23 protein-coding genes, 2 pseudogenes and 1 riboswitch are annotated in these 25,816 nt (G+C 72.2%); of the genes and pseudogenes, 14 read left to right on the plus strand and 11 right to left on the minus strand.

What is annotated here, in order from left to right:
* Positions 1-52: 52 nt before the first annotated feature.
* From mshD to pstB, 5 genes are all read left to right on the plus strand, one after another.
* A complete protein-coding gene (mshD, locus tag HNR22_RS16890) occupies positions 53-979 on the plus strand; it encodes a mycothiol synthase (protein ID WP_179781170.1) in 927 nt (308 codons plus the stop codon).
* A 362-nt stretch (positions 980-1,341) separates the two neighbouring features.
* Positions 1,342-2,448: a phosphate ABC transporter substrate-binding protein PstS gene (gene pstS, locus HNR22_RS16895; protein WP_179781171.1), complete on the plus strand. Its 1,107-nt coding sequence runs from the start codon at positions 1,342-1,344 to the stop codon at positions 2,446-2,448.
* 39 nt (positions 2,449-2,487) lie between these two features.
* Complete coding sequence (pstC, locus tag HNR22_RS16900; protein ID WP_179781172.1) at positions 2,488-3,579, plus strand: phosphate ABC transporter permease subunit PstC; 1,092 nt, start codon at positions 2,488-2,490, stop codon at positions 3,577-3,579.
* On the plus strand, positions 3,576-4,664 hold the full coding sequence (gene pstA / locus HNR22_RS16905; RefSeq protein WP_179781173.1) for a phosphate ABC transporter permease PstA: 1,089 nt from the start codon (positions 3,576-3,578) through the stop codon (positions 4,662-4,664). The genes pstC and pstA overlap by 4 nt, the downstream gene beginning before the upstream one ends.
* Positions 4,665-4,681: 17 nt before the next feature.
* Entirely contained in the window at positions 4,682-5,458 is a 777-nt protein-coding gene (gene pstB, locus HNR22_RS16910; protein ID WP_088950403.1) for a phosphate ABC transporter ATP-binding protein PstB, read from the plus strand.
* Between the two features lie 156 nt (positions 5,459-5,614).
* On the opposite strand, the gene HNR22_RS16915 is transcribed toward pstB, so the two are convergent.
* Positions 5,615-6,448, minus strand: a complete 834-nt coding sequence (locus tag HNR22_RS16915; protein WP_179781174.1) for an NUDIX hydrolase — start codon at positions 6,446-6,448, stop codon at positions 5,615-5,617.
* A gap of 153 nt (positions 6,449-6,601) precedes the next feature.
* Between HNR22_RS16915 and HNR22_RS16920 the strand changes: the two genes are divergently transcribed.
* The gene (locus HNR22_RS16920) at positions 6,602-7,570 is read left to right on the plus strand and encodes a Gfo/Idh/MocA family protein (RefSeq protein ID WP_179781175.1); all 969 of its coding nucleotides are present in this window, start codon (positions 6,602-6,604) and stop codon (positions 7,568-7,570) included.
* Between the two features lie 54 nt (positions 7,571-7,624).
* Here the strand turns inward: HNR22_RS16920 and HNR22_RS16925 are convergent, their stop codons facing one another.
* The 3 genes from HNR22_RS16925 to HNR22_RS16935 all read right to left on the minus strand — a co-directional run bounded on the left by HNR22_RS16925 (position 7,625) and on the right by HNR22_RS16935 (position 10,333).
* Entirely contained in the window at positions 7,625-8,632 is a 1,008-nt protein-coding gene (locus HNR22_RS16925) for an inorganic phosphate transporter (protein ID WP_091402868.1), read from the minus strand.
* A gap of 4 nt (positions 8,633-8,636) precedes the next feature.
* Positions 8,637-9,263, minus strand: coding sequence for a DUF47 domain-containing protein (locus HNR22_RS16930; protein ID WP_053655020.1), 627 nt, complete (start codon positions 9,261-9,263; stop codon positions 8,637-8,639).
* Positions 9,264-9,391: 128 nt separating this feature from the next.
* Entirely contained in the window at positions 9,392-10,333 is a 942-nt protein-coding gene (locus HNR22_RS16935) for a PPK2 family polyphosphate kinase (protein ID WP_179781176.1), read from the minus strand.
* Between the two features lie 134 nt (positions 10,334-10,467).
* Here HNR22_RS16935 and sigJ point away from each other — a divergent pair, with 134 nt between their 5' ends.
* Complete coding sequence (sigJ, locus tag HNR22_RS16940; protein WP_179781177.1) at positions 10,468-11,430, plus strand: RNA polymerase sigma factor SigJ; 963 nt, start codon at positions 10,468-10,470, stop codon at positions 11,428-11,430.
* A 23-nt stretch (positions 11,431-11,453) separates the two neighbouring features.
* Here sigJ and HNR22_RS16945 read toward each other — a convergent pair whose 3' ends face one another.
* The gene (locus HNR22_RS16945; RefSeq protein WP_088950409.1) at positions 11,454-11,960 is read right to left on the minus strand and encodes a DUF402 domain-containing protein; all 507 of its coding nucleotides are present in this window, start codon (positions 11,958-11,960) and stop codon (positions 11,454-11,456) included.
* A 102-nt stretch (positions 11,961-12,062) separates the two neighbouring features.
* Between HNR22_RS16945 and HNR22_RS32025 the strand changes: the two are divergent.
* Together HNR22_RS32025 and HNR22_RS32030 are read left to right on the plus strand one after the other, a co-directional pair.
* Positions 12,063-13,460, plus strand: a pseudogene (locus HNR22_RS32025) (ATP-dependent DNA helicase); the annotation flags it as partial.
* Positions 13,461-13,571: 111 nt separating this feature from the next.
* Positions 13,572-14,267, plus strand: a pseudogene (locus tag HNR22_RS32030) (ATP-dependent DNA helicase); the annotation flags it as partial.
* A 160-nt stretch (positions 14,268-14,427) separates the two neighbouring features.
* Here HNR22_RS32030 and HNR22_RS16955 read toward each other — a convergent pair.
* Positions 14,428-15,738, minus strand: coding sequence for an AI-2E family transporter (locus HNR22_RS16955; protein WP_218906463.1), 1,311 nt, complete (start codon positions 15,736-15,738; stop codon positions 14,428-14,430).
* Between the two features lie 160 nt (positions 15,739-15,898).
* On the opposite strand from HNR22_RS16955, the gene HNR22_RS16960 reads away from it, so the two are divergent.
* Both HNR22_RS16960 and HNR22_RS16965 read left to right on the plus strand, forming a co-directional pair.
* The gene (locus HNR22_RS16960) at positions 15,899-16,237 is read left to right on the plus strand and encodes a GroES family chaperonin (RefSeq protein WP_088950411.1); all 339 of its coding nucleotides are present in this window, start codon (positions 15,899-15,901) and stop codon (positions 16,235-16,237) included.
* A gap of 93 nt (positions 16,238-16,330) precedes the next feature.
* The gene (locus HNR22_RS16965) at positions 16,331-16,498 is read left to right on the plus strand and encodes a hypothetical protein (RefSeq protein WP_172862117.1); all 168 of its coding nucleotides are present in this window, start codon (positions 16,331-16,333) and stop codon (positions 16,496-16,498) included.
* 21 nt (positions 16,499-16,519) lie between these two features.
* On the opposite strand, the gene HNR22_RS16970 is transcribed toward HNR22_RS16965, so the two are convergent.
* Positions 16,520-18,001 carry a PrsW family intramembrane metalloprotease gene (locus HNR22_RS16970; protein ID WP_179781179.1) on the minus strand — a complete coding sequence of 494 codons (1,482 nt, stop codon included), beginning with the start codon at positions 17,999-18,001 and terminating at the stop codon, positions 16,520-16,522.
* Between the two features lie 23 nt (positions 18,002-18,024).
* Positions 18,025-18,145, plus strand: a riboswitch (SAM riboswitch).
* Between the two features lie 70 nt (positions 18,146-18,215).
* Here HNR22_RS16970 and HNR22_RS16975 point away from each other — a divergent pair.
* Positions 18,216-19,466 carry an aminotransferase class V-fold PLP-dependent enzyme gene (locus tag HNR22_RS16975; RefSeq protein WP_246382384.1) on the plus strand — a complete coding sequence of 417 codons (1,251 nt, stop codon included), beginning with the start codon at positions 18,216-18,218 and terminating at the stop codon, positions 19,464-19,466.
* A 19-nt stretch (positions 19,467-19,485) separates the two neighbouring features.
* Here the strand turns inward: HNR22_RS16975 and HNR22_RS16980 are convergent, their stop codons facing one another.
* Positions 19,486-20,721: an FUSC family protein gene (locus tag HNR22_RS16980; RefSeq protein ID WP_179781181.1), complete on the minus strand. Its 1,236-nt coding sequence runs from the start codon at positions 20,719-20,721 to the stop codon at positions 19,486-19,488.
* A gap of 107 nt (positions 20,722-20,828) precedes the next feature.
* On the opposite strand from HNR22_RS16980, the gene HNR22_RS16985 reads away from it, so the two are divergent.
* A complete protein-coding gene (locus HNR22_RS16985; RefSeq protein WP_343059851.1) occupies positions 20,829-21,485 on the plus strand; it encodes an HD domain-containing protein in 657 nt (218 codons plus the stop codon).
* On the opposite strand, the gene HNR22_RS16990 is transcribed toward HNR22_RS16985, so the two are convergent.
* Positions 21,457-21,741, minus strand: a complete 285-nt coding sequence (locus HNR22_RS16990; RefSeq protein ID WP_179783586.1) for a DUF4031 domain-containing protein — start codon at positions 21,739-21,741, stop codon at positions 21,457-21,459. The genes HNR22_RS16985 and HNR22_RS16990 overlap by 29 nt on opposite strands.
* Before the next feature lie 68 nt (positions 21,742-21,809).
* Here HNR22_RS16990 and HNR22_RS16995 point away from each other — a divergent pair, with 68 nt between their 5' ends.
* Positions 21,810-23,210: an FAD-binding oxidoreductase gene (locus HNR22_RS16995; protein ID WP_179781183.1), complete on the plus strand. Its 1,401-nt coding sequence runs from the start codon at positions 21,810-21,812 to the stop codon at positions 23,208-23,210.
* Between the two features lie 13 nt (positions 23,211-23,223).
* Here HNR22_RS16995 and HNR22_RS17000 read toward each other — a convergent pair whose 3' ends face one another.
* Positions 23,224-23,760 (minus strand): hypothetical protein, encoded by a 537-nt coding sequence (locus HNR22_RS17000; protein ID WP_179781184.1) that lies wholly within the window; start codon positions 23,758-23,760, stop codon positions 23,224-23,226.
* An 88-nt stretch (positions 23,761-23,848) separates the two neighbouring features.
* Complete coding sequence (locus HNR22_RS17005) at positions 23,849-25,666, minus strand: FAD-dependent oxidoreductase (protein ID WP_179783587.1); 1,818 nt, start codon at positions 25,664-25,666, stop codon at positions 23,849-23,851.
* Positions 25,667-25,816 lie beyond the last annotated feature (150 nt).

Genomic DNA, 25,816 nt, shown 5'->3' on the forward strand with positions numbered 1-25,816 from the left:
TTCGCTCGGCGACGGTCCGGGCGTCACGACACGCAACGGATACGGTGACGGGATGAGCAGCGCGGAGCCGACCAGCGACCAGGTGACCCGGACCGACCGACTGACACCGGCGGACATCGCCGACGTGCTGGCCCTCGCCAGCTCCGCGGGCGACACCGACGGCGCGGACCCGCTCGACGAGCACGTCCTGCTCCGACTGCGCGACCCGGACGCCCCGGCTCTGCACCTGATCGCCCGCGCCGACGACGGCACCCTGACCGGGTACGCACACCTGGACACGACCGACCCCGTCGGTGGCATCGGCGTCGAGCTGGTGGTGCATCCCGCGTACCGGCGGCGGGGCACCGGCCGCGCCCTGGCCCGGGGCGTGCTCGCCTCGGCCACCGGGCCACTGCGGGCGTGGGCCCACGGCGACCACCCGTCCGCCGCCGCCCTCGGCGTCGATCTCGGCTTCACCCGGGCGCGGGTGCTCTGGCAGTTGCGCCGACCCCTGGCCGCCCCGCTCGGCGAGCCACGCCTGCCCGACGGGGTGGCGCTGCGCGCGTTCCAACCCGGTGCGGACGACGCGACCTGGCTCAGTCTCAACGCGCGCGCCTTCGCCGAGCACCCGGAGCAGGGCCGGTGGACCTCGGACGACCTCCGGGCCCGGCTTGCCGAGCCGTGGTTCGACCCGGCCGGCTTCCTGCTCGCCGAGGAGACCGCGACCGGCCGACTGCTCGGCTTCCACTGGACCAAGGTGCATGAGCGGCCCGGGTCGGCCCGGATCGGCGAGGTGTACGTCCTCGGAGTGGAGCCGACCGCGCACGGTGGTGGGCTCGGCCGGGCGTTGACCACCGCCGGGCTGGCGTACCTGCGGGACAAGCGCGGCCTGGACCGGGTGATGCTCTACGTGGACGAGTCGAACACCGGGGCGGTCGCGCTCTACGAACGGCTGGGCTTCGCCCGCTGGTCCGCGCACATCAACTACCACCTGGGCTGACCGCCGTCACCGCACGACCCCTCAGCCGGCCGCCTGCCGCCGGCCGCAGGCTCATGGCTGTCGGCGGGCGGCTGGCGGCTGGCGGCTGGGCCCGATCACCGGCGGGTAACGGCCGGGCGTCGGCGCCGTAACGTCGAACCGGAAATATACCCATACTTCCGACAGGTGTACCCCGGTTCACTTAACGGACAACTCACCCTCAGCAAGCGGTCACCTCGCGGGCCGTACGTGTTCACCCTGCGTTCACTTGTGACCGGCGAACCGGCTACCTGGCACTTCTAACTTTCGTGTCAGCCGGTCAGTGCCGGTCCTCGGGCCCCGGGATCGGGGCGCCAAGTCAGACGCGAAGGGAAACCCCTCAGGTGAAGCTCCAGCGGTACGGCACTATTGCCTGCCTCGCCCTTGCCGCGACGCTCGGCCTCAGTGCATGCGGCTCGGACAACAACGAGCCCGCCTCCGGCGCCAGCGCTTCGGGCTCGACCGCCGCGGTCGACTGCGCTACCGGAACGCTGAACGCCCAGGGCTCGTCGGCGCAGAAGAACGCCATGGCCGAGTGGATCAAGGCGTACCAGCAGAAGTGCCAGGGCACCACGATCAACTACGAGCCGACCGGCTCGGGCGCAGGCATCCAGGCGTTCATCGCCGGGACCGCCGACTTCGCCGGCTCCGACTCCGCGCTCAAGCCGGAGGAGCAGCCGCAGGCCGACGCCAAGTGCGTCGGCGGCAAGGCCATCCACCTGCCGATGGTGATCGGCCCGGTTGCCGTCGCCTACAACGTCAGCGGTGTGGACAACCTCCAGCTCAAGCCGGCCACCCTGGCGAAGATCTTCGCCGGCAAGGTCACCAAGTGGGACGACGCGGCGATCAAGGGCGACAACCCGGACGCCAAGCTCCCGTCGACCACCATCCAGACCGTCCACCGCTCGGACGAGTCGGGCACCACCGACAACTTCACCAACTACCTGTCGAAGACCGCTGAGGCCGACTGGACCCTCGGCAAGGCCAAGGCGTGGAAGGCCCCGGGCGGCACCGGCGCCAAGGGTTCGGACGGCGTGGCCAGCTCGGTCAAGGGCGCCGACGGCTCCATCGGCTACATGGAGTGGTCGTTCGCCGAGAACGCCGGCCTGAAGATGGCCAAGATCGGAAACGGCGCGGGCGAGTTCGCCGCGCTGACCGCCGAGGCTGCCGGCAAGACCATCGCCGGCGCGGCGGTCGAGGGCCAGGGCGACGACCTCAAGCTGAAGATCGACTACAACACCAAGGAGGCCGGGGCCTACCCGATCGTCCTGGCGACGTACGAGATCGTCTGCAGCAAGGGCCTCGCGGCCGACAAGTTGAAGCTGGTCAAGGGTCTGCTGGGCTACGCCGCCAGCGCCGAGGGCCAGACCTCGCTGACCGACCTGGGCTACGCCCCGCTGCCCGAGACGGTCCGCACCAAGGTCGAGACCGCGGTCAAGAACCTCTCCTGACCCGACCCCACCACCTCCGCAACCGAATCGAGCGAGCAGATGGGTGAAACCCCTCACCGCTCGGCCGACGCCGGCACCGGCGGGACGCGCGTGACCCAGAGTCACGAGTGGCCCGCCGGTGTCTCGGCGCGTGTGGCCGAGGCACCAGTCAGCACCCGTTCCCCGGGCGGCACCGGACTGGGCGGCGGCGGCGCACTGCCGCGCAGCCGTAAGTTCGGCGCCGAGCGGGCCTTCCGCGGTCTCACACTGGCCGCCGGCACCGCCGTTCTGGTCATCATCGCCGCCATCGCGATCTTCCTGATCGCCAAGGCGGTGCCGGCCCTCCGCGCCAACACCGAGAACTTCTGGTCCTACGAGGGCTGGTCTCCCAACGAGACGCAGCCGAAGTTCGGCATCGGCACACTCGCCTTCGGCACCGTGCTCAGCTCGGCGCTGGCGCTGCTCATGGCGGTACCGGTGGCGCTGGGCATCGCGCTCTACCTCTCGCACTACGCACCCCGCCGGCTGGGCACCGCGCTCGGCTTCCTGGTCGACCTCCTCGCCGCCGTGCCGAGCGTGGTCTTCGGCCTCTGGGGGCGGGACATCTTCATCAACCCGGTCCGGGACTTCTCCGTCTGGCTGAACGAGTACTTCGGCTGGATCCCGATCTTCGGCGGCGACGGGCCGTTCGGTAAGTCGATCATGCTGGGCGCCCTGGTGCTCGCCATCATGGTGTTGCCGATCATCACCTCGCTCTCCCGCGAGGTGTTCCTCCAGACGCCGACCGCGAACGAGGAGGCCGCCCTCGCGCTGGGCGCCACCCGCTGGGAGATGCTCCGCACCGCGGTGCTGCCCTACGGCCGCCCCGGCATCATCGCCGCGGTGATGCTCGGCCTCGGCCGGGCGCTCGGCGAGACCATCGCCCTGGCGCTGACCCTCGGCATCACCTTCGGCATCTCGTTCAACCTGATCCAGAACGGCGGCAACACCATCGCCGCCAACATCGCCAACGCGTTCGGCGAGGCGAACGAGACCGGCCGGGGCGCGCTGATCGCCTCCGGCCTGGTGCTGTTCACCATCACGCTGATCGTCAACATCACGGCGCGGGCGATCATCTACCGCCGCCGGGAGTTCACGGAGTCGGCCGCATGACCACAACCGTCACCTCCCACCGCACCCGGCCGCCGGCCCAGCCCGCCTCGCTGCGGGCCAGGCGGCTGCCCTGGTACGCCGCCCCGGCCATCGCCGTGGCAGCCCTGGTGCTCTCCGCCGTGATCGTCTACGGCACCGACATCGGCGGCCCGGTCCTCGTGGTCGTCCTCGGCGCGATCCTCTACCTGGTCGGGCTCTTCGCCGCCGCCAACGCGGTCGAGGGGCGCCGATCGGCGCGCAACCGCACCTGGAGCGCACTGATCCACTCCGCCTTCGTGCTGGCGGTGCTGCCGCTCGTCTCGGTGGTCTGGACGCTGGTCAGCAAGGGCGCCGAGCGGTTCGACGCCAACTTCTTCCAGACCTCGATGAACAACATCGGGGCCCGGGACGCCAACGGCGGCGCGTACCACGCGATCGTCGGCACGCTGGAGCAGGTCGGCATCGCCACCCTGATCACCGTCCCGCTCGGCGTTCTCTGCGCGATCTACATCGTCGAGTACGGCCGGGGCAAGTTCGCCTTCGCGATCCGGTTCTTCGTGGACGTGATGACCGGCATCCCGTCGATCGTCTCCGGCCTCTTCGTGCTGGCGTTCTGGGTGCTGGTCGTGTCGCCGTGGTTCAACGACGGCCGGCCGAGCTTCTCCGGCTTCGCCGCCGCGCTCGCGCTGAGCGTGCTCATGCTGCCCACCATCGTCCGGTCCACCGAGGAGATGCTCCGCCTCGTCCCGGCACCACTGCGCGAGGGCGCGTACGCGCTCGGCGTACCCAAGTGGAAGACCATTTTGCGGGTGGTGGTGCCGACGGCACTGCCCGGCATCGTCACCGGCGTCATGCTCGCCATCGCCCGTGCGGCCGGCGAGACCGCGCCGGTGCTGCTGGTCGCCGGCGGCGGCGCCGCGATCAACACGAACCCCTTCGAGAACAACCAGTCGTCGCTGTCCCTCTTCGTCTACCAGCAGGCCGGTGACGCGTCGAAGTACGCACCGGCACGGGCGTGGACCGCGGCACTCACCCTGGTCGCCCTCGTGCTCATCCTGACGATCGCGGCGAAGCTGCTGGCCCGTCGCAACCGGCTCAGCCGATGAACCCCGGAGGTACCACCATGGCCAAGCGCGTCTCAGCCTCGAACGTCACCGCGTACTACGGCGGGTTCAAGGCCATCGAGAACATCAACCTGACCGTCGAGCCGAAGACGGTCACCGCCCTCATCGGGCCGTCCGGTTGCGGCAAGTCCACGTTCCTGCGGTCGATCAACCGCATGCACGAGGTGCTGCCGGGTGCCCGGGTCGAGGGCAGCCTGACCATCGACGACCAGGACATCTACGACCGGGACGTGGACGTCACAGCGGTCCGGCGCACGATCGGCATGGTCTTCCAGCGGCCGAACCCGTTCCCCACCATGAGCATCTTCGAGAACGTGGTGGCCGGGCTGAAGCTCAACGGGGTCCGCAAGAAGTCGATCCTGGAGGACACGGCCGAGAAGGCGCTGCGCTCGGCGAACCTGTGGGACGAGGTCAAGGACCGGCTGGGCAAGCCCGGCGCGGGCCTCTCCGGCGGTCAGCAGCAGCGGCTCTGCATCGCCCGGACGATCGCGGTCGAGCCGCAGGTCGTCCTGATGGACGAGCCGTGCTCGGCCTTGGACCCGATCTCCACCCTGGCGATCGAGGACCTGATGTTCCAGCTCAAGGACAAGTTCACGATCATCATCGTGACGCACAACATGCAGCAGGCCGCGCGGGTGTCGGACCGGACCGCCTTCTTCTCGATCGAGAAGACCGGCGACCCGGGCCGGCTGATCGAGTACGACAACACCCAGAAGATCTTCAGCAACCCGAGCGTGAAGAAGACCGAGGACTACATCACCGGGCGCTTCGGCTGAGCCGCATACCCCTACCCAAGATCGCGCTCGATCAAGGATGTAGTGGTCTCGCCGGAAACGGAGGCCACTACTTCCACGTTCGAGCGCGATCTTGGCGGGACCGGGACCGGGACCGGACCGCGCACGTCGAGAGGCGGGCAGCGCGGCAACTCCGGGTCAGCCCAGGACGAAGCGGGGTTCGCCGTTCGGGGGCAGGTCCAGGCGCGGCGTGATCGGGGTGGCCGCGTCCCGTTCGGCCGCCGCTCGCGCCACTCCGGCCAGGTCGCCGGCCGCCGCCACCTGCGCCAGCGTGACCATGGTCGGCGGCAGCATGGTCAGTTCCCCGGCCTGGGCCCGGGCCAGCGCGTCCGCCGGCCGGATCCACAGGGTGTGGTCGGCCTCGCCGGAGACGTCGCGGGTCCGCTGCCCCGCCGGCAGCAGGGCGACGAAGAAGTACGTGTCGAAGCGGCGCGGCTCGAACTCCGGGGTGATCCACCGGCTCCACGGCAACAGCAGGTCCGATCGCAGGGTGAGTTGACGCTCGGCGAGCAGCGCGGCGAAGCCCAGCCGGCGCCCCTCCAGGTCCTGCCGGGCGGCCTCCCAGTCGTCGCCGCTGACGTCGCCCACCACTGTCGCCCGGTCCGGGCCGGCGAGCAGCACGCCCGCCTCCTCGAAGACCTCCCGGGCGGCGGCACAGACCACCGCCTGGGCGGCGTCCGGGGTCACCCCGAGCCGCCCGGCCCACTCGGTGGGCGCCGGCCCGGCCCAGTCCAGGTGCGCCTCGGAGTCGGAGCGGTCCACCCCGCCGCCGGGGAAGGCGTACATCCCGCCGAAGGTCATGGCGGCAACCCGGCGGATGACGTACACCTCGAAGTCGTCGTCGGTCGGACGCAGCAGCAGCACGGTGGCCGCGACCCGCGGCGTCACCGGGGTGCCACCCTCGGCCTGGAACCGGCGGGCGTGCTCGACCAGGGCGGCCGGGGCGGCGAAACCGTCGCTGTCGATCGTCATGCCGCGAGCCTAGTTCCCCGGCGAACCGGCGCTGGCTCGCGCGGGGTGCGGGCAGGCCGGCGGGGCGGCCCGGAGCGCACCGAGGTCCCGACGGATGAGCTGGTCGGCGGCCGGGCACCGGGTGGTTCACCTGGCTGGGCTAGCGTGCCCGACATGACTCGTTGGGGCATCCTGGCCACCGGCCACATCGCCAGCCGTTTCGCCGAAGACCTCCGGCTGGTGCCGGACGCCGAGCTGGTCGCGGTCGGCTCCCGTGCCGCGGAGAGCGCGCAGCGCTTCGCCGACACCTATGGCGCGAAGCGCGCCTACGGCTCCTGGGTGGAGCTGGCCGCCGACCCGGAGATCGACGCGATCTACGTGGCGACGCCGCACTCCGCGCACTACGAGGCGGCGATGACCTGCCTGACCGCCGGGCGCGCGGTGCTGTTGGAGAAGCCGTTCACCCTCGACCTGGCCACCAGCACCGAGCTGGTGGACACCGCCCGCGCCTCCGGGGTCTTCCTGATGGAGGCCATGTGGATGCGGCTGAATCCGATGATCCTGCGCGTGGTCGAGCTGATCGCGGACGGGGCGATCGGCACGGTGACCGGCGTCCGGGCCGACTTCGGGGTGGCCGGGCCGTTCCCGCCGGAGCACCGGATGCGCAACGCGGCGCTGGGCGGGGGCGCCCTGCTCGACCTGGGGATCTACCCGATCAGCCTGGCCCACCTGCTGCTGGGCGTGCCGCAGCACATCCGCTCCTGGGCGCAGCTCGGCCCGGAGGGGACGGACGAGAACACCGGCATGCTGTTCGGCTACGACACCGGAGCACTGGCCACCCTGAGCTGCGGCATGGTCGGGTTGAGTGGGCAGACCGCCTCGATCACCGGCACGACTGGGCGGATCGACCTGCCGGAGCCGTTCTTCCGTCCGGGTTCCGTGACCCTGCACCGGGCTGGCGCGGAGCCGGAGACGATCGTCGCCGACGGATCCGGCAACGGCTACCAGTACGAGGCGATCGAGGTGCAGCGCTGCCTGGCCGCCGGCCTGACCGAGAGCCCGGTGGTGCCGCATTCCACGACCCTCGAGGTGATGGCGCTGCTGGACATGGTCCGCGAGCAGATCGGCGTGCGCTACGTCTGACGGAACGGGCCCCTTGTTGACGCATGAGGCGTCGACAAGGGGCCCGGGGCCGGGTCAGCCGAAGAGCGGCCGGACCAGCAGGTAGGTGACGCAGGCGATCAGCGCTGCGGCCGGGAACGTGATGATCCAGGCGAGCACGATGTTGCCGGCGACGTTCCAGCGGACCGCGGAGAGTCGCTTGGTCGCGCCGACACCCATGATCGCCGAGGTGATCGTGTGGGTGGTGGAGATCGGGGCCTTCAACACCAGGGCGTTGAAGTAGAGCACCGCGCTGGCGACCGTCTCGGCGGCGAAGCCCTCCGGCGGCCCCAGGTCGATGATCTTGCGACCGAGGGTCCGGATGATCCGCCAACCACCGGCGTACGTGCCGAGGGCCAGCATCGTTGCCGAGGTCCAGAACACCCACCCCGGGATGTGCGTCTTGCTCTCCTGGAAACCGCCGGTGTAGAGCGCCAGCACCACGATGCCCATGGTCTTGGCGGCGTCCTGCATGCCGTGGCCGACCGACATGGCGGCGGCCGAGGCGGTCTGCGCCCAGCGGAAGCCCCGGTTGAGCTTGCCCGGCTGCCCCTTCCGGAACAGCCAGAGGATGGCCAGCATCAGCAGGTAACCGAGGGTGAGGCCGACGATCGGCGACAGCACCATCGGCAGCAGCACCTTCTCGCCGATGTTGCCCCACTGCACGATGCCGCCGGTGGACAGCAGGGTCGCGCCGACCAGACCGCCGAAGAGCGCGTGCGAGGAGGACGAGGGCAGACCGAAGTACCAGGTGATCAGGTTCCAGGCGATCGCCCCGAGCACCCCGGCGAAGACCACACCGAGGCTGTTCACCCCGGTCGGGAGGGTGACCAGCCCGTCGCCGACGGTCTTGGCCACACCGGCGCCGAAGTGCGCGCCGACGAAGTTGCCGACCGCGGCGAGCCCGAGAGCGATCCGGGGTGTCAGCGCCCGGGTGGAGACGCTTGTTGCGATCGCGTTGGCGGCGTCGTGGAAGCCGTTGGTGTAGTCGAACGCCAGGGCCACCGCGATCACCGCCAGCACGGCGATGAGTTCAGGGGACACCGGCTCAGGACTCCTTGACGGCGATGGTCTCGACGGTGTTCGCCACGTGCTCGAAGGCGTCGCAGGCGGCCTCCAGCTCGTCGGCGACCTCCTTCATCTTCAGCACCGTCAACGCGTCGTACTCGCCGGAGAAGAGGCGGACGAGCAGCTGCCGGTTGATCCGGTCGCCCTCGTTCTCCAGCCGGTTGCACTCGATCCAGTAGTCCTCAAGATCCTTCATCGACTTCAGCCGGGGCATCGCGTCGGCGGTCAGCTTGGCCTGCTGGTCGAGCACGTTCACCATCTCGTGCAGCTCACGGGGCAGCGCCGGCAGCTCGGTCAGCCCGTACAGGTAGAGCAGGTCACCGACGGCCTCGAGGTGGTCCATCACGTCGTCGAGCAGCGAGCCGAGTCGGTAGATGTCCTCCCGGTCGAACGGCGTGATGAAGGTCGAGTTGATCTTCTTGTACAGGTCGTGGGTGATCTGGTCGCTGTCGTGCTCGACCTCGGTCAGCCGCTCGCTCACGGACTGCACGTCGACACCGGGCAGGGCCAGCTCGTTGAGCAGCGCGGTGCCCCGGACCAGGTTCTGCGCGGCCCTGGTGAAGAGCTCGTAGAAGGCGCCCTCGGTGGGGCGGAAGGAAAACTTCACAGCACAGACCTCGTCGCGTCGGTGGAAGGGTGGCGGCGCCCGAAGAACGTCCGCTCGGTGAATGCTAGGAGCCGACAGAACCGTGAATTCGCCGGCCCACCCCTGGCCAAGCCTCATTCACCGCTCGTTCACCTGCTGTTCATCTCGGCCGTCCCACGCGCACCCGGTCCCCCAGCAAGCAAGCGTTCCCGCTCCTGAGCCACGTCGAAATCGGCAGCCGGATACCCCAGATCAAGCGTGTCGAACGTCTCACGCAGCAGATGGGCCACCGCCCAGTCCCGGTACCACTTACGGTCCGCCGGCACCACGAACCAGGGCGCGGCGTCCGTCGTGCACCGGCTGAGGGCCTCGGCGTACGCGGCCTGGTAGTCCTCCCAGTGCCCCCGGGAGTCGATGTCGGAGGGGTTGTACTTCCAGTGCTTCTGCGGGTCGGTGAGCCGTTCCAGCAGGCGGTTGCCCTGCTCCTCGTACGAGATGTGCAGCATCACCTTGACCACGGTGATGCCGCCCTCGGTCAGCTCCCGCTCGAACGAGTTGATCGCGTCGTAGCGGGCCCGCCAGGTCGCCTCCGGCACCAGCGCACCGACCCGGGCGATCAACACGTCCTCGTAGTGCGAGCGGTTGAACATCCCCACGTAACCCGGCGGCGGCAGCTCCCGCCGGATGCGCCAGAGGAAGTCGTGCCGCAACTCCTTCCGGGTTGGCGGCCCGAACGAGCGGATGTGCAGACCCAGCGGGTTCATCGCACCGGCCACCCGCTTGATCGTGCCGTCCTTGCCACCGCAGTCCATGGCCTGGAGCACCAGCAGCACCCGGTGCGCGGGCCGCTCCGACCCGGTCTTGGCCATCGCGAAGAGCATCTCCTGCTGCCGGCCCAGCTCTCCGCCGACCAGCTCCACCTGCTCCCGCGCCCAGGCCTTACGGCGTTCACCGCGACCGACAGTCTCCGGCAGGCCGGGCGTGGCACGGGGATCGATCCCGCCGAGATCCACCGGTGCGGTGACCCGCAGCAGCTCCCGCACGGAGCCACCGACCGGTGCCACGATCTGCCCTTGCTGGGGTGCGCTCATCCACGGATCATCGCCCACCCGCAGGCCATCCGCCCGCCGAGGGCCACCCCTCGGATGACGGGCGGGGCTGCCAGCGCGTGCGGTCGACGGGAGGATGTACGCCAGGACGGTGCCGACCGGGAGGGTGGTGGGTCGTGCGGGACCTGGCGACGGAGTTCGAGGCCGAGCGGGGCCGGCTGCTCGTGGTGGCCCACCGGATGCTGGGCAGCCGCAGCGAGGCGGAGGACGCGGTGCAGGAGACCTGGCTGCGCTACGCCGGGGCGCTCGCCGACCCGACGGCCCGCGCCGAGATCCGTGAACTGTCCGCGTGGCTGACCACCACCTGCGCCCGGATCTGCCTGGACGTGCTCCGTTCGGCCCGGGTGCGGCGGGAGGCGTACCCCGGGCAGTGGCTGCCGGAACCTGTGGTGAGCGCGTTGGGCGGCCCGTCGTCGGACGCGTACGCGACGGACCCGGCGGAACGGGCGGTCCGCACCGACCAGGTCGGCGCGGCGTTGCTGGTGGTGCTGGAACGGCTCGCGCCGGAGCAGCGGGTCGCCCTCGTGCTGCACGACGTGTTCGCGGTGCCGTTCGCCCGGGTCGCCGACGCGCTCGGCACCACCGAGGTGGCCGCCCGCCAGCTCGCCTCCCGCGCACGGCGGGCGATCACCTCCTCGGACGTCCCCCGGCACACCGCCGACCTGGCCGAGCAGCGCCGGGTGCTCGAAGCGTTCGTCGCCGCCACCGAGTCCGGCGAGCTGGACCAGCTGCTCCGGGTGCTCGCGCCGGACGTCGTCTTCGTCGGCGACTCCGGCGGGCACTTCCCCGCGGCCCGGCAGCCGGTGCTCGGCGCGGCGGCGGTGGGTCGCTTCACGCTCGGCCTGTTCGGCCGCGCCGGCCGGTACGCCGACCGCGTACGGTCCCGACCGGTGCTGGTCGACGGCGCGCTCGGCCTACAGATGGAGACGGCGCACAGCGACGGGCGGCCGATCCGACTGGTCACCGCGTTCGCCGTGGACCAGGGGCGGATCACCGCCATCTACAACCAGCTCAACCCGGAGAAACTGACCGGCCTGGCGCCGTTGGGCGACGACGACACCTGGCCGCCGCGCTGGTGAGCCGACCGACCGGGCGTGCGGCCTCAGACCACGAGGGCCAACCACTTGCGGTACGCGGTGGCGAACGGCTCGGTGCCGTCGCCGAGTGACCCGAGCAGCCGCTGGGCTGCGGCTTCGGCCTCGGCCACCACGTCGTCCGGGTAACCGAACCGGGCCCGGTGCTCCGCGAACTCGTCCTCGTCGAGCAGCTCCACCAGGCCGGTGGCTCGACGCCGGACCACGTCGAGGTCCAGGTCGATGATGTGCACGACGTCGTCGGATTCCCAGTGGGCCGGGGTGGTGATGTCGCAGTAGACCTCGCTGGTGCGGGGCGGCGGGTTGAACATGGCCGTCCACCAGGCGCGATGTGGCACCAGCAGCACGAACGGGATCTTCTCCACCGATGGCCGGCCGTGGTAGACCGACGCGGTGCCCTCGGGCACGCCGAGCCAGATGCCGAGATCGTCCTCGGTGAGCCGGCGGGCCGGGTAGTCGCGGTGGGCGCTGCCGTCGTACTTGCGGTAGATCACTCGGACCATGTCGCTCGGCATGATTCGCACCCTAACCGATACTGCCCACGCGTCGTAGCGCGGCGGTAACCGGACGGCATGGCCCGGACCGACCGGCCGTACCGGCATCTCGCCACGCGCCGGATGGGCGCGGCCGGTGTCGGCGACGACGGGTACCGTCGCACGGTGACTCCGCCCCGCACCGCCACCGGTTCCGCCACCCCGTCGGCCCGCGCCAAGGGCCGCCGGAGGGGTGCCCGGCCCAGCGGCACAGAGCTGCTGGCGGCGGCGGTCGGCGCGGTGCCCGGTGGCGCGGAACGCCCCGGCCAGCAGCAGATGACCGAAGCGATCGAGGAGTGCGTGGCCGGCGGCGAGCATCTGCTCGTGCAGGCCGGCACCGGCACCGGCAAGTCACTGGCCTACCTCGCGCCGGCGCTCACCGTGGACGGCCCGGTGGTGGTCTCCACCGCCACCCTGGCGTTGCAGTCCCAGCTGGTCGACCACGACCTGCCCCGACTCGCCGACGCGGTCGAGCCGGTGCTCGGCCGTCGGCCCACCTTCGCGGTGCTCAAGGGTCGCCACCACTACCTCTGCCTCGCCCGACTGGACAACTCCACCGAGGAGGAGCCGGAGGACACCCTCTTCGACGCCCCGGCGGCCCGCCCCGGCGGCGGGACGAAGTGGCTCGGTGAGGCGGGCCGGCTGGGCAAGCAGATCGAGCGGCTGCGTGACTGGGCCGAGAAGACCGCCACGGGCGACCGCGACGAGCTGGACCCGGGCGTCGACGACCAGGCCTGGCGGCTGGTGTCGATGCCGGCCCGCGAGTGCGTCGGCGCGACCCGCTGCCCGTTCGGGCAGGAGTGCTTCGCCGAGGCGTCCCGGGCCCGTGCCCGCGAGGCCGACATCGTGGTGACCAACCACAGCCTGCTCGCGGTCGACATGCTCGCCGACCGGCACATCGTGCCACCGCACAAGCTGCTCATCGTCGACGAGGCGCACGAGCTGGCCGACCGCGTCTCCTCCGCGGCCCAGGCGGAGCTGGTGCCGGAGCTGATCGACCGGACCACCCGACGGGCCCGTACGCTGCTGCGGCCGGAGACCGCCGAGGCACTCACCGCTGCCGGTGACGCCCTCGCGGTCGGGCTGGCCGAGGCGCCGGCCGGGCGGCTCACCGCCGGGCTGCCGACGCCTCTTCGGGAGGCGTGCACGCTGCTCGACGCGGCAACCCGCTCCGCCCTGGACGCGATCGGCGACATCAAGGCCGACGACCCCGACCCGGTCCGCAAGCAGCAGGCCAAGGCCGCACTGGACGAGCTTTCCACCACCGCGCAGCGGCTGCTGGAGGAGGCCGACCACGACGTGGCCTGGGTGGAGAAGAACGACAGCGGCAGCCGTCGTGCGCTGGTGGTCGCGCCGCTCTCGGTGGCCGGCACCCTCGCCACCCACCTGTACGACGAACGCACAGTCGTCGCCACCTCGGCGACCCTGGCGCTGGGCGGCCGGTTCGACACGGTGGCCCGCGCCCTCGGGCTGGACGCGCCGCCGCCCGCCCCGCCGACTCCCGCCGCGGCCGCGATGGCCGCCCGCACCGGCCCGGGCCGTCCGGCCGCCGAGGCGCCGGGCCGTCGCCTCGCTGGAGATGTCACCGCCGGCGCCGTCGTACCGGCCACCGAGGGTCCCGGGTGGCGGTCCCTCGACGTCGGGTCGCCGTTCGACTACGCCCGGCAGGGCATCCTGTACGTCGCCGCGCATCTGCCCCGCCCCAGCGTCTCCGGGCTCCCCGAGGCCGCCGGGGAGGAGTTGCTCGGGCTGGTCGAGGCACTCGGTGGTCGTACTCTCGGGCTCTTCTCCTCCCGGCGGGCCGCGCAGCAGGCCGCGGAGCTGCTGCGGGCGCGGACCGACCTTCCGGTGCTGCTCCAGGGCGAGGAGGCCCTGCCGCTGCTGGTCCGCCGGTTCCGGGAGGAGCGCGCGAGCTGCCTGTTCGGGGTGATGTCGCTGTGGCAGGGGGTGGACGTGCCGGGTGACGCCTGTCAGCTCGTCGTCATCGATCGGCTGCCCTTCCCCCGTCCGGACGAGCCGCTGGCCGCCGCCCGCGCGGCGGCTGTGGACGCCGGTGGTGGTTCCGGCTTCTCCGCCGTCAGCGTGCCGATCGCGGCGGTCCGGCTGGCCCAGGGTGTGGGCCGGCTGATCCGGGCGACCGGCGACCGGGGCGTGGTCGCGGTGCTCGACTCCCGGCTGGAGACGGCCCGGGGCTACGGGCCGTTCCTGCGCCGCTCGCTGCCGCCTTTCTGGTACACGACCCGCCCCGAGGTGGCCCGCGGCGCCCTGGAACGCCTCGCCAAGTCCTGAACCCAACGCGCCGCGACGCCCCGCCCCGCGCGCCGCTGTCGCGCCGCCAAGATCGCGCTACAACAGGGAAACAGTGGCCTCCCCGAGCGGGGAGGCCACTGTTTCCACGATCGTGCGTGATCTTGACGCCAGCGGCCCGGGAGGTCAGGGGCCTGGGAGGTCAGGGGGCCTGGGAGGCGACCACCACGGCGTCGGGTGGGGTGTCCGGGACCCTTCGGGCGGCGAGCCGGCGGACCGCGGTGTTCAGCACCGCGATGAGCGGCACGGAGACCAGGGCGCCGGTGATGCCGGCGAGTACGACACCGGCGGCGATACCGATGATCACGGCGAGCGGGTGGAGAGCGACCGCCCGGCCCATGATCAGCGGCTGGAGCACGTGCCCCTCGATCTGCTGAACACCGATCACCGCCCCCAGGATGATCAACGCGGTGACCGGGCCGCTGTCGACCAGCGCCACCAACACCGCCACGCCACCGGAGAGCGCCGCACCGACGATCGGGATGAACGCGCCGAGGAAGACCAGCGCGGCCAGTGGGAAGGCGAACGGAACGTCGAAGATGACCAGGAAGATGCCGATGCCGACCGCGTCGATGAAGGCGACCAGCACTGTCGCACGGACGTAGGCGCCGAGCGTGTGCCAGGAGGCGCGGCCAGCGTCGTCGACCTTCCACCTGGCGGCCACCGGCAGCAGCCGGACCAGGAAACGCCAGATCCGGTTGCCGTCACGCAGGAAGAAGAACGTCGCGAAGAGCACCAGCAGCGTGCCGGTCAGCACCTCCGCCAGCGTCGCGGCCGTGCTCAGCGCACCGCTGGTGAACTTCGAGGTGTTGTCGTTGATCCAGGCCTGCGCCTCGTCGATGTAGCGGTCGAGTTGGCCGTCGGACAGGTGCAGCGGGCCCGTCTTCAGCCAGTCCTGGATCTGCCGGACGCCCTCCGAGGACTTCTCGCTCAGCTCCGGCACACCGCGGATGAACTCGTTGACCACCAGCGTCAGCGTGCCGATCACCGCGGCCAGGCCGCCGACCAGAACCACCGCCGTCGCCAGCGACCGGGGCAGTCGGGCCCGCAACAGCCAGCCCACCGCCGGCGCGAGCAGCGCGGAGAGCAGCAGAGCGATGGCCAGCGGGATGATCACGATCTTGATCGTGCCGACGACCCGGAGCAGGGCCCAGGCCACCACACCGATCACGATCAGGCGCCAGCACCACGCGGCGGCGATCCGCAGCCCGTGCGGGACGTCAGCGTCATCCCGGCTGGAGGTTGAGCTGTGCAGGTCCACCGGAGGTTCCGCGCCGAACACCGAGGCGCTCGGCGGTGCGGGCGGCCCCGGTACGGCCGGCGACGCCACCCGGGCGGCGTCCGACACGCCGCTCAACTCCTCGCTCGTGCTGCCCTCGTCGGCAGGCGCCGAATCCTGTCGTGACTGGTAGGCGCGGCGCAGCCGCCCGCGTACCCGCTCGAAGCGGCTCAAGCGCACCTCCTGGCAGAAGAAATCGGTCCGCCCACGGCGACAGGTCGGACAGCATACGTCCGTTGCCGACACCGTAGGGCAGTTCCGCCACACATTGCCCCCGCCACCACCGGCGTAACCACCGGCAGCCGGCCGTCGGCCACACGGTAGCGTCTGCGGCGTGACCGTCGACAACGATCTCGACGCCGGCCTGCCGATCCGCCTGCTGCACGACCGGGTGCTGGTGCGGATGGAGGGCAGCGAGGGCGAACGTCGCTCCACCGCCGGCATCGTCATCCCGGCGACCGCCCAGGTCGGCAAACGCCTCGCCTGGGCCACCGCCGTGGGAGTGGGCCCGAACGTCCGCGCCATCGTCTCCGGCGACCGGGTGCTCTTCGACCCGGACGACCGCTCCGAGGTCGAGCTGCACGGCCGTGGGTACGTGCTGCTGCGCGAGCGGGACGTGCACGCCGTGGCCGCCGAGCGGATCGAGAACGACCCCACCGGCCTCTACCTCTGACGCACCTCCCCGGGCCACCACGCCCCGCCGCGCGCCGTTTGCCCGGCCGCACGACGGGAAGCCATCCGGCGACCGTGGCCCTGGGGAGGGACGATGCCGGTATTCGTTAAGAAGTTGTTGACCTGGGGCAGCGTCGCGTTCCTGATCTACTTCGTGGCCTTCCGGCCGGACGGCGCCGCGCAGATGTTCAAGGCGATCGGGGCAGCCCTGATCGCGATGTTCCAGGGTTTCGGTGACTTCCTCACCACCCTGATGACCTGAGCTGGGCCGGGGCACCGGCCGTCAGGGGTGATGCGGCGGCCAGGGCGCGGGCGGTCGCAGGGCAGCGGGCCAGCCGGACGGGGCGTAGCCCACCGGAGGCGCGGCAGGGGCCAGCACCACCGGAATCGGCACCACCGGCTCGTCCGGCGCGTCCACCGGGCGCTGCGTACCGTCCGGGAAGCGCAGGTGGTAGCGGCTGCCGTCCCAGACCCCGGTCGGGGCCTGCGGGTCCCGGCCGACGAAGAACGACCGGTACGCGGTGATCGCGTCCAGCAGCTCCCGCTCCTCTCGCGCGCTCCGGTCCTGGTCGGCGGGCTTGCGGTCCAGGCCGCGCAGGGTGCCGTCGCGCAGCAGGGCCAGACGGGTGGCCGCGGACTGGTAGCCGCGCATGGCGCGCACCCCGGCGTCACCAGCGACCCGCCGGGCCCACCTGCGGGCCGCGTGCCGCCGGCCGAGGCTGCTCAGCGCGGCCACCTCTGGCGGGCTCAGCCAGCCGGCGCGTACGTAGTCCGGCAGGGTCCGCTCGGTGAGCCGCCCCTCCCAGGCGCGCAGCCACACCGCCAGCCCCACCATCCCGAAGAACACCGGCACCATCAGGCCCAGGAAGCCGTACAGCATGATCAACGCCTGGCCGGTGGCCTGGGTCAGCGTGGGCAGCAGGTTCCACGTGCCGTGCAACATCATCGCCAGCAGCAGGCCGCCGATCGGGGCGAGCACCCGGACCCGCCGGTCGGCCGTCCGCGCCGCGATGCCCAGCCCCACACCGGTCATCGAGGTGAAGAGCGGGTGGGCGAACCCGAACAGCAGGATCCTCAGGATGAAGATCGCGATGACCTGCTGGATGCCGGTGGCCGGGCCGTACCGGTCGACACCGGACGCGTAGCCCAGCCCGCCCAGGTAGAGGATGTTCTCCACCATGGCGAAGCCGACCGCGGACAGCCCGCAGTAGACCAGGCCGTCGGTGATCCCGGACCACTCGCGGCGGCGGAACACCAGCAGCAGGATCGGGCCGAGCGCCTTGGTCAGCTCCTCGATGAACGGTGCCACCAGCACCCCGGTGAGCGCGTCGGGCAGACCCCAGTCCTCGAAGCGGTTGGCCGCGAAGTCGTTTACGGTGAGCGAGGCGGCGGTGGAGACGAACGCTCCCCAGGCGAAGCAGAAGATCAGATATTTCAACGGCTCCGGTTCGTACCGGTCCAGCCAGAGGAAGCAGGCGACCAGCACCGGCACCGGCAGGATGGCGGCGGCCACCCCGATCAGCAGGGCCTGCACGCCGAGCGACTGGCCGAGCGTGAAGACCATGAACACCGCACAGGCGGCGATGAGCAGCACCACCCCGGCCAGCGCCAGGAACCGCCGCCAGCCCAGTCGGCGCAGCGGCATCCGGGGTGCCTCGCCGACGGACGGGGCCGCTGGCGCGGGCGACGACGGCAGGGGTGAACCGGGCGGGGTGTCGGCCATGCGGTCAGCGTAGCGATCTGCCGCCGGCTGGTCCGGTCGCATCGGCAGCCGCTATGCTGCCGGCAGGTCACGAGCGCCAGCGTCAAGCCCCGGCTTGCTGGCCGGCAACCCTCGTCGAGTTCGCGGTGGGGTGCCCCGGGTGATGACCGGGCCCAGCCCGATCGGTGTGCTGGGCAAGCGCGGACCCCGTCCCGATGCCGCACCCGGGGTCCCTGACCCCGGAGGTTCCGGCGTGTCCGTCACCCTTGTCCCCTCGCTGCCCACCCGCCTCGACGCCGCGGCCCGGCCGGCCTCGTCGCGACCGCTGGACGTTCTCGGCATACCAGGCGAGATCAACCTGGACTACGCGGCCAGCGCACCGTGCGCGCGGGCCGCCGCCGACGCGGTGGCCGAGCTGCTGCCGTGGTACGCGAGCGTGCATCGTGGCGCGGGAGCGCTGTCCCGGCGCTGCACCCTCGCCTACGAGCAGGCCCGGCAGACGGTCGGTGACTTCTTCGGCGTCCGCGCCGACGACCACGTGATCTTCACCCGCAACACGACCGACGCGCTCAACCTGCTGGCGCGCTCCCTGCCGGCCGGCACGACGGTGGTCACGAACGCCTCCGAGCACCACGCCAACCTGTTGCCCTGGCCACGCGGCTCGGTCCGGCTGCCGGTGCCCACCGACCCCGACGCGGCGGTACGCGACCTCGCCGCCGCCCTCACCGAGCTGCGCCGGGGCAGCAACCTGGCGCTGCCGGTACTGGTCGCGGTGACCGGTGCCAGCAACGTGACAGGTGAGCTGTGGCCGGTCGCCGAGCTGGCCCGGGTGGCACACCGGCACGGCGCCCGGATCGTGCTGGACGCCGCGCAACTCGCCCCGCACGTCCCGGTCGATTTGCTCGCGCTCGACGTCGACTACCTGGCCGTGTCCGGCCACAAGCTGTACGCGCCGTTCGGTGCGGGTGTGCTCATCGGCCGGGCGGACTGGCTGGACGACGCCCCGCCGTACCTGGCCGGTGGTGGTGCCACCAGCCACGTCGGGCCGGCGACCCACGACGTGACCTGGGCGACCGGGCCGGCCCGGCACGAGGGCGGCACCCCGAACCTGCTCGGGGCGGTGGCGCTGGCAGCCGTGTGTGCGGCGCTCGACGACGCCGACCGGGCCGCACTGGCCGCCCACGAGCAGGGGCTGCTGGCTCGACTGCGCTCCGGCATCGCCGCCCTGCCGAACGTCGTGGAGCTGCGCACCTTCGGCCCGGACGCGCCCCGCGTCGGGATCGTCTCGTTCGTGGTCGCCGGCTGGGAGTCCAGCGACGTGGCCGCGCGGCTGGCGGCCGAGCACCACATCGGCGTACGGGACGGGTTGTTCTGCGCTCACCCGCTGGCCCGGCGGCTGCTCGCCGAGGCGGCGGGGCGTACCGGTCGGCGGGACCTGCCGCCCACCGCGCTGCGTGCCAGCATCGGCCTGGGCAGCACGGCGGCCCAGGTGGACCGGCTGATCGCCGCGCTCGCCGAGCTGGGCTGAGGCCTCCGCGCGCCCTCGCTCAGCCGACCGGCGGGGCGGTGGGTGGTCTCGGCGCCTCGCCCGGCTCGGCGGGCTCTCCGACCGGGCGCTCCTGCTCACCGAAGGCGGTGCGGATCCACCGGTTCGCCTCCTCCTGTTCGATTCCGGAGGCCACCAGCAGGTCGCTCGCGGTGGTCCGGATCTGGGCGACCACCACACTGCCCGAGAAGCCGACCCCGTCGCCGTACGCTCGCCCGGCCTCGCTGACGGCCCGCAGCGACCGCTCGCGGGCCTTCTCCGGTTCCTCGCCGGCGGCGAACTCGTGTTTGAGCAGCCGGACCGACTCGGCGAGGTGGTTGATCGCGTCCGGCATCGGATCGGGCACCGGCTCCTCGTCCTCGATCAGCGTGACTGACCTGCGGATCAGCGTGCCGCTGTTGCGCATCGCCCGGTCGATCGGGTCGGCCGCCTCCGCGTAGTGGGTCAACTCGTCGCGGCGGTGCCAACGGGCCGGGGAGAGGGTGGCTGTCTCCTTCGCGCCCTCGATCGCCTCGGCCAGGGTGGCCAGCTCCTCCTTGTTGTTGCGCAGCCGGTCCAGTGCGCGCTGGATGCCGGCGCGGTCACGGTTGCGCAGCCCGTCGGCGGTGGCGTCGAGTTGGGCGGCGAGCAGGTCCAGCGCCGGCCGGGCAGCCCGGTTGATCACCCGGAGCGGGTTCAGTGGCAGCAGCACCGCCGTGACCAGCAGCGCGATCCCACCGCCGAGGAACGCGTCGACGAAGCGGGGGATCTCCAGGTTCTGGGTCGACGGGCTCAGCGTGACGATCAGCACCGCCGTGGCCGCCGCCTGGATGACGATGGCGACGCTCGCCCCGGCGAAGATCGTGAGCAGGATCGCCACCGTCACCACCAGGCCGAGCTGCCAGGCCCCGGTGCCGAGCAGGTAGATCAGCAGGTCGCCGACGGCAACCCCGACCCCTACCCCGACGATCAACTCCACGGTCCGGCGGAACCGCTGGCCGACCGACGCGGCAAGAGTGCCGACCGCGGAGATCGGCGCGAACACCGGTTGCGGGTTGCCGAGCAGCCGGTGCGAGACGAAGTACGCCAGCCCGGCAGCCAGCCCGGCCTGCACGGCGAGTCCGCCGGCCATCCGCACCCGGTGCAGCCGGTCGTGCAGGGTGGCCCGGCCGCGATGGCGCAGCTCCTCGGTGGCCTCGGCGATCCGGGCGCCGTCGATGTCCACCAGCCCTTCGCGCAACGGGGTGCGTCGCACCATCGGAGGTCGCTTGTCCCGGGCCACGGCCATGGGCGCGACTACCCGTGGTGGGCCCGCTGAATCCTCCCTTTCTCGCGCGTCCTGGGTGGATGCGGCAGACTCGGGCGGTGGTTGATCTGCTGGATCGCTGGCGAATCGCGGCCCGGGGCGCCGGTGCGCCTTCGGGCCTGACGTCGACCAGTGCCGGGGAGCAGCTGCTCGCCCGGTGGCGGGAGCCGCACCGGCACTATCACACGGTGGCCCACCTGACGGCCGTGCTCGACGTGGTGGACGAGCACGCCGACCTGGCCCGCCGGCCCGACGTGGTCCGGTTGGCGGCCTGGTTCCACGACGCCGTCTACGACCCGCGGTCCGCCGGCGACGCCAACGAACGCGACAGCGCCGCGCTGGCCGAGAGCGTGCTCGCCGGGCTCGGGGTGCCGGCGGCCACGGCGGCGGAGGCGCGCCGGCTGGTACTGCTCACCGCTGGGCACACGGTGGCACCGGGCGACCCGGACGGCGCCCTGCTGTGCGACGCGGACCTCGCCGTGCTGGCCGCGCCGCCGGCCGACTACGACAGGTACGCGGCAGCCATCCGGCGGGAGTACGCGCACGTGCCGGAGCCGGCCTTCCGGGCCGGGCGGGCCGCGGTGTTGACGAGCCTGCTGGCGCTGCCCGCGCTGTTCCGGCTGCCGCCGCTGGCCGCCCGATGGGAGGAGCCCGCCCGGGACAACGTGCGCCGCGAGCTGGCCGCGCTCAGCGAGGGGTCGGCGGGCGCGGGCTGACCAGGTGCTTCGGGCGACGCAGGCCCGCGGAGCGGAGCAACCGGACCAGCTCCCGGCTCGGCACCACCTGCGCGCCGAGCCACACCGCCGCCGCGAACCGGTCGGCCGGAATGTCGTAGTGGTCCCGGTCGAAGCCGCGTCGGGGCGCGCCCAGCGTCTCGGCGAAGGCGTGCAGCTCGGCGTACGAGACGTCGCTGATCAGGTGCGACCAGAGCCGACCGCGCCACGGCCAGGCAGGCCGGTCCAGGTAGAGCATGGTGCCCAAGCTATCCGGCACAGTTGATCATGTTGATGATCGCCCGCTGGCGACCTAGCCTCGGCTGCATGGCCCCCACCAATCTCCTCGACGACCTGCGCGACGCGCTCGGTGGCGACGCCGTGCTCACCGACCCGGACCTGCTGCGGATGCACCAGCGGGACGAGGCCGACCTGTGCGCCGCCGGCACCCCGCTCGTGGTGACCCGTCCGCGCAGCACCGACCAGGTGGTCGCCGTGGTCCGGGCAGCGGCGCGACACGGCGTACCCGTGGTGCCGCAGGGTGCGCGCACCGGGCTGGCCGGCGCGGCGAACGCGGTGGACGGCGCGGTGGTGCTGAGCACCGTGGCGATGGACGAGATCCGGGAGATCGACCCGGTGAGCCGGATCGCGGTGGTCCAACCCGGGGTGGTCAACGCGGCGCTGGCCGGGGCGGTGGCGAAGCAGGGCCTCTGGTATCCGCCGGATCCTGGCTCCTGGGAGTCGTCGACGATCGGCGGCAACGTGGCCACCAACGCCGGTGGCATGTGCTGCGTGAAGTACGGCGTGACCACCGAGTACGTCCTCGGCCTGGAGGTGGTGCTCGCCTCCGGTGAGGTGCTGCGCACCGGCCGGCGTACGGCCAAGGGGGTGGCCGGGTACGACCTGACGCGGCTGTTCGTCGGCTCGGAGGGCACCCTCGGGGTGATCACCGAGGTGACCGTGGCGTTGCGGCCCGCGCCGGCCGAGTCGCTGACCCTGGTGGCGGTCTTTCCGTCCACGGCGGCGGCCGGCGCCGCGGTGGCCGAGATCGCCGCCCGCGGGCTCACGCCCAGCCTGTTGGAACTGCTCGACCAGACCCACCTCCGGGCGATCGAGGCGTACCAGCCGATGGGGCTGCGGACCGACGCACAGGCCCTGCTGCTGGCCGCCGCGGACACCGGCACCCGTGCCGCCGACGACCTTGCTGCCCTGGCCGCTGTGTGCGAGGCGGCCGGCGCCGACGAGGTCTACGCGGCCACCGACGCGGTGGAGGCGGCGGCGCTGCTCCAGGCCCGCCGGCTGGCCCACCCCGCCATGGAGAAGTTCGCCGCCGACGCCTACCCGGGTGGCAACGGCGGTCTGGTGATCGACGATGTGGCGGTGCCGCGCGGTTCGCTTGCCGCGCTGCTGGACGGGGTGGCCCGGATCGCGGCGGAGTGCGAGGTGCCGATCGGGGTGGTGGGGCACGCCGGGGACGGCAACATGCACCCGAACATCGTGGTCGACCGGGCCGACCCGGCGAGTGTGGAGCGGGGCCGGCGGGCGTTCGACGAGATCATGCGGCTCGGCCTGGACCTCGGCGGCACGTGCACCGGCGAGCACGGGGTGGGGCTGCTCAAGCGGGACTGGCTGGCCCGGGAGATCGGGCCGGTCGGCGTCCGGGTGCACCAGGCGATCAAGTCGGCCCTCGACCCGGCTGGTCTGCTCAACCCGGGCAAGGTGCTCTGACCCTGGCTGAAGGTCAGCCCTTGACCTCGGCCGGGGTCGCCTGGGTGAGCAGCAGCAGGATCTCCCCGGCGACCGGTGTGCGCTCCTCACCAGGGCAGTCCTGCGAGGTGATCAGCCCGGTCGAGGTGAGCAGGCTGGACGTCAGCGCGTCGATGCAGGTGGTCCGGTACCTCCGGGCCTGATCGGTCTCGGCGGCCAACCTCGGGTTGGCGAGCAGCACCTGGAGCCGTTCGGTCAGCTCCGGTGCGAGGGTGCCCCGGGAGGTGACCCCGTCGCCGGCGCAGTCGAGGCACTGCCACGCGCCGTTGCGCTCGACGCTCAGGGTGCGCATCGGCCCGTCTTCGCCGAGCCGCTGGAGCAGGCTGACCTGACCGGCGGCGACGGTGGTCGGGATTTCCAGCTGCGATCCGCCTCCCGCCACCGGGGCGGACGGTTGCGCCAGAGTCGTATCCGGCTTGTCCCGGTCGAACAGCGAGCACCCGGTCAGGGCACCGACGAGCGCGACGGCGAGGAGGGGTAGGAGCAGACGAGGGCGCGCGCGGGGTAGCACGCGCGGAAACCTACCCCACCGTAGGTAGCGACCGAAACCACCATCCGGGTCGGTATCGATGGTTACCCATTGGTAACGTCGCAATTCGTCATCGAGCGGACGGACGCAGCTCCGCCTGATCGTCGTCGCCGCCACGGTCGGCGGCGTAACCCCGCACATCCGGAGCGCCGAGCCGGGCGGCGTCCGCCGCGGCGTCGTCCGGCATCAACTGGGACTGCCGCTCGGCCTCCACCCTGGCGCGGTAGTGCTCCACCTCGCGGGCCCGGGTCGCCTCGTCCCAGCCGAGCACCGCGCCCATCAGCTCGGCGGTGTGCTCCGCGGACTCCAGCCCCCGGTGGCTGGTCTCGAACGAGATCCGGGTCCGCCGGGTCAGCACGTCCTCCAGGTGCAGCGCACCCTCGGCCCGCGCCGCGTACGCGACCTCAGCCGCCAGATACTCCGGAGCACCCGCCAGCGGAGACGCGAGCAACGGGTCGGCGTCGATCAGGGCCAGCAGGTCCAGGGTGAGGGTGCCGTACCGCTCCAGCAGGTGCTCCACCACGCCCACCGGCACGCCGTGCCGGCGGGCCAGGTCGGCCCGGTCCCGCCACATCGCCGGGTAGCCGTCGGCACCCAGCAGAGGCAGGTCGGCGGTACGCGACGAGCGCGTGCCGCCGAGCCGGCGGGCCGCCCGGTCGACCACGTCGGAGGCCATCACCCGGTACGTCGTGTACTTGCCGCCGGCGACCAGCAGCAGCCCGAGCATGGGCTCGAAGACAGCGTGTTCACGGGAGAGCTTCGACGTCGAGTCGGCCTCGCCGGCCAGCAACGGCCGCAGCCCCGCGTACACCCCCTCGATGTCGGCGGTGGTCAGCGGCCGGTCCAGCACGGTGTTGACCTGCTGCAACAGGTAGTCGATGTCGCTGGCCGAGGCGGCCGGGTGGGAGCGGTCCAGCCGCCAGTCGGTGTCCGTGGTGCCGATGATCCAGTGCCCGCCCCACGGGATGACGAAGAGCACCGACTTCGCCGTCCGCAGGATGAGCCCCGCCTCGCCGGTGATCGCCGAGCGGGGCACCACCAGGTGCACCCCCTTCGAGGCGCGCACCCGGACGCCGGGCCGCAGGCCCACGTCGTTGAGCATCCGCGACATGTCGTCGCTCCAGACACCGGTGGCGGCGATGACGGTACGGGCGTGCACCTCGAACTCCGCGTCCGGTGAGCCTGCCGGCGCCTCCAGGTCACGGACCCGGACGCCGGTCACCTCACGCGCCTGCCGGATCAGCCCGACGGCGCGGGCGCTGCTCACCACAGTGGCGCCGAGGCTGGCGGCGGTGCGGGCGAGGGTCACCACCAGGCGGGCGTCGTCGACCTGCCCGTCGTAGTAGCGGATCGCCCCGGCAAGGGTGTCGGGCCGCAGACTCGGAAAGACCCGTCGGGCCCCCTCGCGGGTCAGGTGCCGGTGCAGTGGCATGCCCCGCCCACCGCCGAAGATTCCGGCGAAGGCGTCGTACGCGGCCACACCCGCGCCGTAGTAGGAGCGGCGGAAGATGCGGGCCGGCAGGTCCCGCAGCCCTCGCCCGGCGGGCAGGGGCACCAGGATCGGCACCGGGCGTACCAGGTGCGGCGCGAGCCGGGTGGCGAGCAGGCCGCGCTCGGTGAGCGCCTCGTGCACCAGGTGGAACTCCAACTGCTCCAGGTAGCGCAGGCCACCGTGGATGAGTTTGCTCGACCGGCTGGAGGTGCCCGCCGCGAGGTCACGCGCCTCGACGAGAGCCACCTTGAGGCCCCGGGACGCCGCGTCCAGAGCGGCACCCGCACCGGTCACCCCGCCCCCGATGACCAGGACGTCGAAGCGCTCGGCGCGCAGTCGACGCAGGTCGGACGCACGGCGGACCGGCGAGAGCTGGCCGGCGACGGATCGGGAGATGTTGGGGTCACGCACCCGTCCACGGTAACCGCCAGGCCAGCGTGTCGACATTCGCCGCCCGCCCGGTACTGCCACGTCGTGTGCACGGCACGTCTCGCTGCCGGGCCCTCCGGGCGGATCGCACCCAGGCCCTTCAGCTCCGTTCCCGGC

Source organism: Micromonospora jinlongensis (assembly GCF_013410645.1).
In the GTDB taxonomy this organism is placed as follows: domain Bacteria; phylum Actinomycetota; class Actinomycetes; order Mycobacteriales; family Micromonosporaceae; genus Micromonospora; species Micromonospora zamorensis.